This is a genomic window from Opitutus sp. sgz309028, assembly GCF_059821195.1.
The window spans coordinates 42973-56570 of sequence record NZ_JCAMRR010000007.1 but is presented as its reverse complement, the minus strand read 5'-3'; the positions used below and the strand labels follow the sequence as shown (position 1 = coordinate 56570).

At 60.3% G+C, this 13598-nt stretch carries 7 protein-coding genes and 1 tRNA gene; 5 read left to right on the top strand and 3 right to left on the bottom strand.

Translation table 11 applies throughout. The features are described 5' to 3' along the window. Window positions 1–80 precede the first annotated feature (80 nt). Window positions 81–1649 (bottom strand): excinuclease ABC subunit UvrC, encoded by a 1569-nt coding sequence (locus AC6RV7_RS20375; RefSeq protein WP_500096048.1) that lies wholly within the window; start codon window positions 1647–1649, stop codon window positions 81–83. Between the two features lie 36 nt (window positions 1650–1685). On the opposite strand from AC6RV7_RS20375, the gene AC6RV7_RS20370 reads away from it, so the two are divergent. Beyond that, complete coding sequence (locus tag AC6RV7_RS20370; RefSeq protein ID WP_500096047.1) at window positions 1686–3017, top strand: CinA family nicotinamide mononucleotide deamidase-related protein; 1332 nt, start codon at window positions 1686–1688, stop codon at window positions 3015–3017. A gap of 39 nt (window positions 3018–3056) precedes the next feature. On the opposite strand, the gene AC6RV7_RS20365 is transcribed toward AC6RV7_RS20370, so the two are convergent. Beyond that, window positions 3057–3599, bottom strand: coding sequence for a cupin (locus AC6RV7_RS20365; protein ID WP_500096046.1), 543 nt, complete (start codon window positions 3597–3599; stop codon window positions 3057–3059). A 92-nt stretch (window positions 3600–3691) separates the two neighbouring features. Beyond that, window positions 3692–4600 carry a phosphoribosylaminoimidazolesuccinocarboxamide synthase gene (locus AC6RV7_RS20360; protein WP_500096045.1) on the bottom strand — a complete coding sequence of 303 codons (909 nt, stop codon included), beginning with the start codon at window positions 4598–4600 and terminating at the stop codon, window positions 3692–3694. 116 nt (window positions 4601–4716) lie between these two features. Here AC6RV7_RS20360 and AC6RV7_RS20355 point away from each other — a divergent pair. From AC6RV7_RS20355 to AC6RV7_RS20340, 4 genes are all read left to right on the top strand, one after another. Further along, window positions 4717–4794: transfer RNA gene (locus tag AC6RV7_RS20355), tRNA-Glu, on the top strand. Window positions 4795–5171: 377 nt separating this feature from the next. Beyond that, window positions 5172–6338 carry a DNA cytosine methyltransferase gene (locus AC6RV7_RS20350; RefSeq protein ID WP_500096044.1) on the top strand — a complete coding sequence of 389 codons (1167 nt, stop codon included), beginning with the start codon at window positions 5172–5174 and terminating at the stop codon, window positions 6336–6338. Window positions 6339–6407: 69 nt separating this feature from the next. Next, window positions 6408–9551, top strand: a complete 3144-nt coding sequence (gene drmD, locus AC6RV7_RS20345) for a DISARM system SNF2-like helicase DrmD (RefSeq protein ID WP_500096043.1) — start codon at window positions 6408–6410, stop codon at window positions 9549–9551. Next, entirely contained in the window at window positions 9548–13567 is a 4020-nt protein-coding gene (locus tag AC6RV7_RS20340) for an Eco57I restriction-modification methylase domain-containing protein (protein ID WP_500096042.1), read from the top strand. The genes drmD and AC6RV7_RS20340 overlap by 4 nt, the downstream gene beginning before the upstream one ends. The last annotated feature ends 31 nt before the right edge of the window (window positions 13568–13598 follow it).

The following is a 13598-nucleotide window of genomic DNA, read 5'->3' as shown; positions in this document are numbered from 1 at the left end:
GGAAAGCAGCGCGAGTTGAACCGTCGCGGGCCGTGTTGGACATCGCTTTTTTTGTAAACGCGGCGACGCCAGTCGGGCGCTCAGTGCTGTTCCTCTCCGGCAGTATCCGCTTCTTCGAGCGAAACGTTGTCCGCTTCACCCGTTTCGTCTGCTGCCACGCTCGGCATCGCGTTTTCCGGCGGGTGAAAAAACCGATGCAGCTCCTCGGCCAGGCGCGGGCCGAAGCCTTCGACTTCTGCGATCTGCTCCACGGTTGCTTCGCGCAGCCGGTCGATGCTGCCGAAATGTGCGAGCAGCGCGGCGCGGCGCACGGGACCGAGTCCGGCGAAATCCTCGAGCACGCTCTCGCGAATTTTCTTCGAGCGTAGCACGGCGTTGTAGGTGTTGGCGAAGCGGTGGGCTTCGTCGCGCACGCGTTGCAGAAGATTTAGCGCGGGATGATTCAGCGGCAGGTTGAGCGGCGGGCGCTCGTCGGGGAAGAACACCGTCTCGTGCTTTTTCGCGAGGCCGATGAGCGGCGGCGGCATCGCATCGAGCCCGACGAACGCCTTCAACGCCGCGGCGATCTGCCCGCGGCCACCGTCGATCACGACGAGATCGGGAAACAGCTTTCCCTCCTCCGCGAGCCGGCGGTAACGGCGGCCAACGACTTCCTCCATCGCGCGAAAATCGTCGTTGCCGATGAAGCTTTTGATTTGGAAACGGCGGTAGTTGTTTTTGTCCGGACGGCCGTTCGCGAAGTGCACCATGGACGCGACGACGAACGTGCCGGAGATGTGCGAGATGTCGAAGCACTCGATCGTGCGCGGCGGTCCGCGCAGCCCGAGCGCCTCGCCGAGCAGCCGCAGCGCCTCTTCGTCCGCCGCGGGACGCGTCGGATCGAGCCGTTCAAAGCGACGCGTTTTGCGCAGCGTTTCCTCGAGCGCGAAAATCACGTCGCGCAATTCTGCGGCTTTTTCGAAGGCCTGCCGGCCGGCGGCGTCGGCCATCTCGGCGCGCAGCGATTCGAGCCACTCGCGCGATTTGCCCTCGAGGAAGGCCGCCGCATCCTCGATGCGCTGGCGATAGGTCTCGGCGCTGACGACGTTGCCGCCGGCGTAGATCTCCTGGCGCACGTCGTCGTAAAGTTTCCACGTGCCGTCGGGCTGCTTCTGCGGTGTGGCGTCGCCGAGCAAAATGCCGAACTGCCGCCGCATCTGCGCGAGGGTCTTGCGCAGCAAACCGCTGTGCGCGAACGGCCCGAAATAGCGCGAGCGATCGTCCTTCTTGATGCGCGTGAGGCGAAACCGCGGCAGCTCCTCATGTGGATCGAGCCGCACGAGCAGGAAACGTTTGTCGTCGGTGAAGTCGGTGTTGTAGCGCGGGCGCCACTGCTTGATCAGCTTGCCCTCGAGGAGCAGCGCCTCGGGTTCGGATTTCACCTCGATCGTCTCGAAGTCGCAGATGAGCGGAATCAGGGCGCGTATCTTCGGCTGCATGACGGTCCTCGCACGACCCTGTTGAAAATAGGATGAAACGCGTTTTTTCAGGCTGCGGGCCTTGCCCACGTAAATGATTCGTCCGAGCCGATCTTTCATCAAATACACGCCGGGCCGGTCCGGCAGATGCCGAACCTTCTCCTTGAGATTTACCGGGTCAGTGGCTGGCATTTTCCCAGAATCCGCCTAATCTCCCGGCTCGCAAGTATGGTCTCTACCGTTCACGCCGATCAGCCGTTCAAACCGGTCAGCCAGGTGCATTACGAGCTGCTGACCTTCGGCGACGAACTCCTGCTCGGCCTGACGACGAACCGTCATCTGGCGTTTATCGGCCAGCAACTTGGACGCCGCGGCGTGACACTGCAGCGCAACGTCACGATCACCGACGATGCCGAGGCGATCGCGCGGCAGTTCCGCGAAAGCTGGCCGCGGTCCGACGTGGTGATCACGACGGGCGGACTCGGTCCCACGTGCGATGATCGCACCCGCGAGGTGCTCGCGGCGGTGCTGGGGCAGAAGCTGGTGTTCGATCCCGAGATCGAGCGCGCGATCACGGAGCGCTTCGCGGCCTTCGGTCGCAAGGTGGCGCCGAACAATTTGAAGCAGGCCTACCGGTTCGAGCGCGGCGAAGTCCTGCCGAATTCCAATGGCACGGCGCCGGGCTTGTGGGTCGAGCAGGACGGACGCGTGTTGTGCATGTTGCCCGGTCCGCCGAACGAGTTGCAGCCGATGTTTGTCGATCAGGTGCTGCCGCGGCTCGCGCGGCTCGGTCTGCTGGCGGACGGCGAGGCCTATGTGCAGATTCGCACCGCGGGCATCGGCGAGTCCGCGCTGGAGATGAAGCTGCAGCCGGTTTTCGATCGCTATGGCGACGCGTTGAACGTCGCCTTTTGTGCGCATCAAGGCATGGTCGATTGTCGCGTGAGTGCGCGCGCGGGAGCCTTGTCGGAGACGCAGGTGGAACTCGCCGCGCGCGAGTGCGGCCGGCTGCTCGGCGAGGATCTGATGTGCTACGGCGACGATTCGCTGGCGAAGATCGTGAGCGACTTGCTGCGCACGCAGGACAAACGCCTCGCCGTGGCCGAGACGGCGACGGGCGGGCTGCTGGCGAATGCGTTCAGCGAGATCTCCGGTGCGTGCAAGTTTTTCGCCGGCGGCGTCGTGTGCTGCTGCAATGACGCACGCATGCAGCTGCTGGACATTCCCGAGTGCCTGCTGCTGCAGCATGGCGCAGTAAGCGCGGAATGCGCGGTTGCGATGGCGACGGGCGCGGCCGAGACGCTCGGGGCGGATTACGCACTGGCGGTGACGGGCTTCGGCGGCGAGACGACCGGCCCCGGGGGGAATCCGGTCGGCACGATTTTCATCGCGCTGCACGCGCCGCATGGCGTGTGGTCGAAGAAGCTCAGCTATCCCGGCCCGCGCTCGACCGTGAAGATTCGCGCGGTGAATGCCGCGCTCGACTGGCTCCGGCGGGAGTTGCTCCGCGTCGCGACCGGCGCGGTGGCGCCCGTGCATCGCAGCGGCGTGATGCAATAAATCGCGCCGCGCGGGCGCAGCCGGCGGACAGCGATCATGTCACCGTGCCGCCGCCGGCACGTGCCAGTGACGCACGAGCGGACCCTGTTCGCCGAAGAGCGGATCGGTTGGGGGCAACGGGACCTGTCCGATGCGTTCGTCGGCTGCAGGACGCTCGCCGGACTCGCCGCGGAGCAGGTCAGCGGATTGGCCGTCCGGATAACCGCCTACGACGTGGAAATCGGAACTCGCGCCGAGATTCTGATGCGCCGTGCCGGCGGGCAGGACGAGCACGTCGCCCGCTTCGACGACGAGCGTGGCGCCCGTGCGATCGCCGAGCCGGAGCGACGCGTGACCGCGGTAAACGCCGAGGATTTCGTGCGCGGTGCTGTGATAATGCGGGAAATCGTAAACGCCCCAGCGCCAGGCCGGTCGCCAGCCGTGTTGCGGCCAGGTTTGTTCGAACCAGGAGGCGAGCGCGTTCGCGTCGCCGTCGGCGCGCGTGCGCACCTGTTTGTAAACGAGCACCGGCAGCCGCGGGTGGTTGGGAAACACGCCCGTGTCGGCGAAATGGAAAGCGAGGACCTCGGGATTGGGACGCATGCGCCAACTTACCGGCTTCGACAGATCCGCAACGGCGGTGCCGTGAGCGCGTTGTTCGCGCGCGTGATCCTCGCTCGCGGTGGACTCGCGGCTCAGCGCAGGAGGTTTTCCAGTGCGGTCAGGTATTTCTCGCGCGTGCGTGCGATCACGTCGGCGGGCAGGCGCGGCCCTGGCGGCTTCTGGTCCCAGTTAAGCGAGAGCAGGTGATCGCGGACGAACTGCTTGTCGTAGCTCGGAGGGGATTGGTTGGGCGCGTAGCTTTCCGCAGGCCAGTAACGGGAGGAATCGGGCGTGAGGACCTCGTCGATCAGGAACAGATTGCCGGCGTCGTCGGTGCCGAATTCGAACTTGGTATCCGCCAAAATCATACCAGCGGCGCGGGCGCGTTCGTGGCCGAAGCGGTAGAGCGCGAGGCTGGTGGCCTTGACCTTCTCGTAAAGAGCGGCGCCGACAATCGCGGCGCCTTGGGCATCGTTGATGGGTGCGTCGTGCTGACCTTTCGGGGCCTTGGTGGTGGGCGTGAAAATCGGTTCGGCGAGACGATCGGCTTGACGCAGCCCGGCGGGCAGGCGGATCCCGCAGACCTCGCCGGTTTTCTGGTAGGAGGCCCAGCCGCCGCCGATGAGATAGCCGCGGACGACGCATTCGATGGCGAGCGGCTTGAGTTTGCGCACGACCATGCTGCGCAGCTGCAGGTCGCGCGAGAGGTGATAGGTGTTGGCCAGGAGCGAGGCTTGGTCGGGGAGGAGGTGGTTGGGGACGATCGCCGCGGTTTGTGCGAACCACCAGTTGCTCATCTGGGTGAGGATGGCGCCCTTGCCGGGGATGCCGTCGGGGAGGACGACGTCGAAGGCGGAGAGCCGGTCGGTGGCGACGAGGAGGAGGGCGTCGCCGAGATCGAAGATTTCGCGGACCTTGCCGGAGGCGACGCGGGGGAACGGCACGTCGATGGCGGTGACGGCGGAGGCGGGCAGAGCGGCGGCGATCTCGGCGAAAGTCATGGGGTTGGTTTTGCAGGAAAGCGGGGCGGGGCGAAGCCGATTTTGCGGGAAAGACGCGTGCAAAAATTGCCTTGCATGAGGAAGCACCGCCCGTAGGGTGCGCGGCTCCGCGGTTAGTCCCCATCGTCTAGCCCGGTCCAGGACACCACCCTTTCACGGTGAGAACCGGGGTTCGAATCCCCGTGGGGACGCCAATTTAAAAAGCCCGCAGCTCCCAACGAGTTGCGGGCTTTTTGATGTGCAGGGAAGGCTCAAGTGACAATACAGGTGACAATAAATGCGACGAAATTCAGGGATGCTTTCGGGTGGCGTGGAGACCCGTCTGCGCGCGTTGCGACATAGACTGCCAGCCGAGAAGAAAGCAAAGCCTGCTGAGATAATTTCGATTGCGGCTCAACAAAGGCTGGAGGATCGGCCAGCCCCTCCTGCTGAATCACGGCCATCAGACTCCGCTCGTCACAAAAACAATGCAGTTCTTGCGACGATGCCGCCGACCTAGTCAGAAAACAAAGGCTCACTTGAAGGAAGTTTTGGCTCGAGGTCGGAACCCCAGTCGTTAGTTCTAACACGCATGAAGGTCGCAGGTTTCTTCGCTGGTATCGGTGGATTCGAGTGTGGTTTGGCTAGTGCCGGGCACCGAACGGAGATGCTTTGCGAAATCGATGAGGCCGCTCGTGCGGTGTTGAGCGACCGATTTCCGAAGATAAAGCTATCCCCAGATATCCGAGAAGTGAATAGGTTGCCCTCGGACGTGGATGTGTTGGCAGCGGGTTTTCCATGCCAAGACCTGTCGCAGGCCGGCAAGACTGCTGGGATTCAGGGGGAACAATCAGGCCTCATCGCGGAGGTATTTCGGCTACTTCGGAAGTCCAAACCTCAGTGGGTGCTCCTTGAGAACGTATCGTTCATGCTCCGGCTCCAGGGCGGAGCAGCGATGAAACTGATCACACAGCAGCTCGAGGAGCTCGGATATGACTGGGCGTATCGAGTCGTAGACAGCAGGTCGTTTGGGGTTCCGCATCGTCGGAAACGCGTATTTCTGGTAGCGAGTCTCGATTCCGACCCCTCGCTCGTGCTGCTTTCAGACGATGCAGGTGAGCCCCGGAAGCGAGTTCCCCGCGGTTCCGCATGCGGGTTCTATTGGACTGAGGGCAACACTGGCCTGGGATGGGCGCCGAACGCAGTGCCGCCACTAAAGCGAGGTTCCTCATTTGGAATTCCATCCCCTCCCGCGATGTGGTTCCCCGGCCGCGGATTTTATACACCCGACATCCGTGACGCAGAACGCTTACAGGGGCTGTCGGCGGACTGGACAAAGCCTGCCGAGGCTGTTGCTCGTTCGGGGGCCCGTTGGAAACTGGTTGGTAACGCGATCACAATTACCGCTGCCGCATGGGTAGGACGGCGCCTAGTTTCACCGGGTGAGCGCGTAATTGGAAAAACAAGCGAACTGAGGTTTCCGGGAGTGTGGCCCGACGCCGCTTTTTCGCGCGATGGAGTTAGGAAAGCAGTCGAAATTTCGCATTTTCCGGCCGCGAATTCTTGGCCGGCCCTCAGTGCCTTCCTGCGGTTTCCGGCACCGCCTCTTCGCATCAAGGCTGCCAAAGGATTCAGAGACCGTCTATTCGCGAGCGGGCTCAACTATGGCGCGGGATTCGCCAGAGAACTCGACCGGTATGTGCAGAGTGGCGGGTCTACCCAAGCGCTTGAGGCTCAAGCCACAGCCGCCAACATTTAGGCGATCCTTAATCGCTACACGTCGGAAATTTCCCTTTCCGATGTAGGCCTCATCAGCCATCGTCGGGCGATGGTCGGGATCCCCAGCGCCTCAACCACTGTTCTAACGACAATTCCTGAAGTTGGCCAGTTAGTCGAAGTTCGCCGACGCCAGTGGATTGTCTCCGACGTGCTGAGGTCCGACACGGTTGCGCCGGGAATTGCCCCTCAGCATCTGGTCACGTTGCAGGCCGTCGATGAGGATTCGTATGGCGAGGGTCTCCAAGTCATCTGGGAAATCGAACCGGGTGCACGCGTTTTAGAGAGGTCTGGCTTTCCGTCGATCACTGGATTCGACTCTGCCGAACACATGGAAGCCTTCATCGACGCAGTTCGATGGGGCACCGCAGTAAACGCTGATCGCAGCTTTCTTCAGGCTCCTTTTCGTAGCGGGGTATCGATCGAGAGCTATCAGCTGGAACCCGTGGTTCGTGCCATCGACATGGCGCGCGTGAACCTGCTCATCGCCGATGACGTGGGCCTGGGTAAGACCATCGAAGCGGGACTCGTAGTCCAAGAGTTGTTGGTGCGGCACCGGGCACGCACCGTCTTCGTCATTTGTCCCTCCTCGCTCCAACTGAAATGGCAGACGGAAATGCAGGAGAAGTTCGGCCTAGAATTCCGCATCGTTAATACCGAATACCTCCAGAAGCTTCGCCGCGAACAAGGGATCCACGCCAATCCCTGGACATCATTTCCCCGGCTCATCGCCTCGATGGACTGGGTGAAGTCGGGCGAGGCTTTGCGTCTCATCAAGGATGTCCTGCCTCCTCATCTGAGTTACCCGCGTAAATTCGACATCCTTGTGGTGGACGAGGCGCACAACGTAGCCCCCGCGATGGCCTCTCAATACGCTATCGAAAGTCAGCGAACGGCCTTGATCCGCCGCATCGCGCCGCATTTCGAGCACCGCATTTTTCTGAGTGCCACTCCCCACAACGGGTATCAGGAATCGTTCACCTCGTTGCTGGAACTGCTCGACGATCAGCGTTTCGCCCGGTCCGCGATGCCGGACGAAAAGCAATTGCAACGAGTCATGGTTCGCCGGTTGAAAACCGACTTGGTTGATGAGTCGGGAAATCCGATCTATCCCAAACGAGTCATTCAGCCGCTTTCGGTCGCATATTCCGACGACGAGCGGCGCGCGCACTCCCTGCTTCGTGAGTATTCCACCAGCCGGCTCGCCTGCACCGGCGGCAATGGCAAGGCTGCCTTTGGGAGCGCCTTCGTCCTCAATCTTCTCAAAAAGCGTCTTTTTTCTTCGCCCCGCGCTTTTGCGCTCACCTTAGAAAAGCATCGGGAGAGCTTCCGTGGTGGAGCACGACGCAGCACTTCGGCCGATCTCGACGATCGGATCTTACGGAAGGCGATCAGCAAGCTCGAAGAAGACTCCAACGACGCGGAGGTGGAGAACACAATATCTGAGGTGGTGGATGAAGCCGGTGCCATCACGATACCTCTCACAGATCAACAGCGGAGCCTTCTCGACAAACTGGCGGATTGGAGTGCGTCTGCGAAGTCGCGTCCGGACTCCAAGGCAAAGGCCATATTGGGTTGGCTGGATGCATATATCCGTCCCGATGGAAAGTGGAGTGACGAACGAGTCATTCTCTTCACGGAATACAGGGCCACACATGGCTGGCTCTACGAAGTTTTGACCCAGCACGGTTTTGGGGCCGAGCGGCTGATGGAGTTGCACGGTAGCCTCGATCCCGATGAGCGCGCACGCGTCATGGCTGCGTTCCAAGCGTCACCTCTGGATTCGAAGGTGCGCATCTTGCTCGCAACGGATGCCGCTTCCGAGGGTATCGACCTCCAGAACCATTGTCGTTACCTGATCCACGTCGAGATTCCGTGGAATCCCAATGTCATGGAGCAGCGCAACGGCCGTATCGACCGTCACGGGCAGAAAAAGACGCCGATCATCTGGCACCCAGTTGGGACGACCTTCAAGGCGTCGGAAGACACGGCGGCCTCCAAGGTCGGAGACGTGGATGGGGATCACGAATACCTCATGCGCGCGGTCATGAAGGTGGAGGCGATACGCGAGGACTTGGGAAGCGTCGGACCCGTAATAGCTCAGCAGATCATCGAAGCAATGTCCGGTAAGCGCGCGACAATCGATACGCGCGATGCCGAGGCGCAGGCAGCCAAAGCTCGACGCTTCGTCACGGCCGAGCGGCGACTTCAGGAGAAGATCGCCCGCCTCCACGAGCGCCTGCTGGAAACGCGGAACGACTTCCATCTCTCCCCAGATCGTATTGCGCGTGGGGTCCAATTGGCCCTAAGCCTTGCCGAAAAACCGCCACTACGGCCGGTCGAGTGGCAAGGGGCGCCGTCAGGCACAGTCTTCGAAGTTCCTCCTATTCCCGGTTGGGACCGCGCGACGGATGGATTGCATCATCCGCATACCGGTGTGCGGCGTCCGATAACGTTCGATCACGCCGTCGCCAACGGCCGCGACGATATCGTGCTCGCCCATCTGAATCATCGTCTGGTGCAGACCTGTCTTCGTATCCTTCGAGCCGAGATATGGTCATCGGATGAACGGAAGCGCCTGCACCGTATTGCTGTCCGGCGGACTCGCGACGACAGCCTTGAATACCCGGTTGTCGCAGTTTCATCCCGCCTGCTCGTAACAGGAGGAAATCATCATCAACTGCACGAGGAGCTGACCCTCGCAGGCGGAGAGCTGCGCGACTCGGGTTTTTCGCGTATCAACCAAGTCGGACGACTCGAAGCATTGCTCGAGCAAGCTGTGACGGTTACACCGTCCAGCGGAGAGCTCGCCGAACTGAAATCCGCTTTCGAGAAGCATGACCACTCCATTCGCTTGGCGACGGAGAGTCGCGCGAGGGAGCGGCTGAAGTCGCTGGAAAGCACGTTGGACCGACGCAAGCAAACCGATTTCGAGGATATCACCAGCTTGCTCGGAGAGTTGGAACTCACCCTACGTCGGGAGCTGGAGCCAGCGAAAGTGAAGCAGTTGGAACTGTCGCTCGGCTTGGAAAACGAACGCCTCCAGCTACGTCGCGACGTAGCCGCACTCCAAGCTCGGCTCGAACGCATTCCCAGCGAGAAAGAGCAGGAGATCGCCGCTATCGAGCGACGCTACTCCGGATTTTCCCACCGCACGTTTCCCGTGGCGGTCACCTTCATTCTTCCCAGCCGATGAGCGAGAACCAACACATCGAGTGGTTGAACCTCGTCGAGAAAACGGGGCCTTTTCTGGCTGTCGGCGTGCTCGCAGAGGCGTTCCCGCAAGGACTCGAGAAGGTGGATACCCGGCGACGCCAGCGCATGCGCAGCGCTTACGACGAATGGCGCGACGCTGTCGATGAGGACGATCCTCAACTCTCCGCGCTCCATGCGGCGTGGGTCCGCATGGTTGTTGAAGACCTGTTGGAATACGACACCTCTGCGCTGAAGACGGGTGGAGCGATTCCGGATTCCGTTTCCTTTCGCGAGTCGTTGAGCGGTGTCGTGGTTAGGCCCGACCTTGTTGCATTTGCCGGTGAAACGTCGCGTATTCTGTTTTCTGTGTGCTCGCCCGATCTGGGTTTGAATTCCCCGCTTGCCGGCGATGCATGGGTGACGGCTTCGCCGATCGAGCGCATGACGCAGCTCTGTCGTGCGACAGGGGTTCGACTCGGTATCGTCACCAACGGTGAAGCATGGTCGGTGGTATGCGTGCTTGCGGACGGAGCTTCCAGCGTTGCCACTTGGTTTGCGCGTATCTGGCAGCAGGAACCGGTAACGTTGCAGGCGTTCGTGTCGCTCCTCGGGGTTCGTCGTTGCTTCGGCCCAGCAGCAGGGACGTTGGAAAGCTTACTCGCACATTCGGCGGAGAATCAGAACGAGGTTACGGATACGCTCGGTGAACAAGTTCGGCGAGCGGTCGAGGTTCTGGTGCAGGCTCTCGATAAGGCCGATGCTGGCTCGAACCGCCAGCTCTTGGCGGGGGTCACTCCCTCGCAGCTCTACGAAGCGGGCCTGACGGTGATGATGCGGTTGGTGGTGCTTCTTTGTGCAGAGCAGCGGGGCCTCCTGCTCCTCGGCGTGGACACCTACGATCAATACTACGCGATCACCACGTTACGTGCACGTTTGGTTAAGGAACAAAAGGACCTGACCGACGATGTCCAGGAGCGGCGGCACGATGCGTGGTCACGGATTCTGGCGGTTTGTAGAGGCGTCTTTGGCGGAATCGAGCACGCGTCTGTTCGATTGCCGCCGTTGGGCGGATCATTGTTTGATCCCGACCGATTCCCGTTCCTGGAAGGGCGCGCCTCCGGCACTTCATGGCGCGCGACTCCAGCGGTGCCGCTGCCAATAGACAATCGTACCGTGCTCACGCTGCTCACCGCCTTGCAGGTGCTAGAGCAGTCCGCCGGGGCGCAGCTTCTGTCGTACGAAGCGCTCGACGTGGAGCAGATCGGCCATGTTTACGAGGGTCTGCTGGAGCGCACGGTCAAGCGCGTTCCCGAGGTCACCCTCGGACTGATCGGCTCGGCGAAGGCGTATAACCCGAACCTTTCTCTGCGGGAGCTGGAGGAGAAGTCGACCGAGGGCCGAGAGTCATTGTTGGCTTTCCTGCAAGAGGCGACCGAGCGCTCGACCGCGGCGCTGGGCAGGGCTTTGGACAAACCTGTCGACGATGCTCTGCGGCATCGGGTTGCTGTTGCTTGTGGCCTGGAGACCGCTCTGGTTCCGCGTCTGCTCCCATTCGCCAACCTGATTCGTGACGACAGTGCGAAGCGTCTGCTCGTCTATGCCAAGGGCGCGTTTATCGTCACGCTGGGTGCCAGTCGACGCGCCACGGGCACGCACTATACTCCGAAATCGCTCACCGAACCCATCGTGCAGCACACGCTCGAACCGCTCGTGTATATCGGGCCGGCCGAAGGCAAACCGCGTGAGGAGTGGAAACTGAAGTCTCCTGCCGACCTGCTGGCCGTGAAAATATGCGATATGGCGATGGGTTCGGCGGCCTTCCTTGTGCAGGCATGCCGCTGGCTGGCCGACCGTGTGGTGGAGGCATGGGATGCGGCGGGAAGGTCAGGTCAGTCGATCTCGATGGAGGGCGTCGCCATGGCCGAGGCAGGCAAGGCCGAATTGCTGCCACGTGATAAAGCGGAGCGGGTGATCATTGCTCGGCGACACGTGGCCAGTCGCTGCCTCTACGGCGTGGACAAGAACCCGATGGCGGTCGAACTGGCCAAGGTCAGCTTGTGGCTTGTAACCATGATGAAGGGGCGACCGTTTAGCTTCCTAGACCATGCGCTGAAGTGCGGTGATTCCCTACTCGGAGTTACTGATCTGAGGCAGATCGAAAGTTTCAGTCTTCATCCTGATGGGCGCCAACTCACTTTCGCTACCGCCAGCTTGCATCGCTACATTGAGGCGGCTGATAGTAAGCGTCGGGAGCTAGAGGCTCTCTCCTCCAACGACTTTTCTCAGATCGAAGCGAAGAATCGGTTGCACGCCGAAGCGGAAGCGGCCACGGCGAAAGTTAAGGTGGCAGCAGACATCCTCATCGTCTTGGAACTGCAAGGACTCGACGGTGACGCCTATGAAGCTGAGCGCGTGCATATAGCGGAGAAGGTTCAAAATCTATTGGAGCCGAAGTTCGGAGATCGGATCGAATCGTCGAAGGCCGATGCTGATCTAGTCTTTAACGCCCGCGCCGCGCTGTGCGAACATCGCCCTTTCCATTGGGTGTTGGAATTTCCCGAAGTCTTCGAACACGGGGGATTCGATGCATTTGTCGGCAATCCGCCATTTTTGGGGGCAATGCGAATCGCCCAGGCCTGCGGGGACGACTTCCAAGCATACCTTAAGCGCCGTTGGAATCATAGAAAAGGCGCGGCCGATTTAATCGCCTATTTCTTCTTACAGGCGTTTGAGCGCTTACGGCCGAATGGGGGCCTTGGTATGGTTGCGACCAATACTCTACCACAGGGAAACACTCGACTTGTTGGATTAGACTACATTTGTGCGAATCAGGGCGTAATATATTCCGCGGTTAAGTCGATGAGCTGGCCGGGAACCGCGAATGTCCATATCAGTGTCGCTTACGTTCATAAGGGGGATTGGCGCGGAGAACGCATGCTCAATGGACGTAACGCCGCGCTTATCACATCAGCACTTGATGATGTTCCCCTCGTGAGTGAACCCAAAACACTGGTGTCTTTGCCGTGTTATGCCTCGCGCGGCACGACAATCCTCGGGATTGGGTTTGTGGTAACCCGAGAAGAAGCATCCCGCTTGAGATCTCTAGACCAAAGAAATTCAGAGGTTCTTTTTCCTTATTTGAACGCTGTAGATTTCTCCACCTCTCCCGATGAAGCTGCCACGCGTGAGGTAATAAATTTCTTTGATTGGCCACTGGAGGTCGCTCAAACCTACCCCGCGCCTTTCGCTATCGTTTTCGAGAAGGTGAAACCTCAGCGCGAAAAACCGCAGCGTCAGGTTCACGAAGACTGCTATTGGAAATTCTCTGATAAGCGACCGGAGCTTTATCGAGGTATAGCAGGAATGACCGAGACCCTCGTCTGCGGCATGGCTACTAAATACTTCGCTTTTTCTTTCGTCCCAACACGGCAGGTCTTTGCCGATAAAGTCGCCGTATTTGTGACGGATGATCGTGCCGTTTTCGGGGTGCTATCATCTGCACTGCACGAGGCTTGGGCGGCCCACTACATGTATACCCTGAAAGGCGATCCATGCTATTCTTTATCGAGTTGTTATCAGACATTCCCGGTTTGCGCGTTGAACGGGGAAATTCGGCGCATCGGTCGAGAATACCACGAATTACGTCTTCAAATCATGCGAACTCGCCAAGAGGGATTGACCAAGATATACAATCGATTCCACAGCCGACGTGATATATCTTCAGATATAAGCAAACTTAGGGCGCTACAAATCGAGATGGATCGAATAGTCGCCGCAGCTTACATGTGGACAGATTTAAACTTGGGCCACGACTTTCATACCACCAGCCAGGGTGAGCGTTTCACAATCGGCGAGATCGCCCGCCGCGCCATTCTCGACCGCCTTCTTGCTCTTAACCACAAGCGTTACGAGGAGGAGGTCAAAGCCGGTCTCCACGACAAGAAGACCAACAAAAAGAAGCACGTAACTCCTCGCTCGGTGGCACAATCTAAAGAGATTCAGGAAGAATTCATTTAAGTAGTCCAGGCAACACGCAAGCGCGACCCCA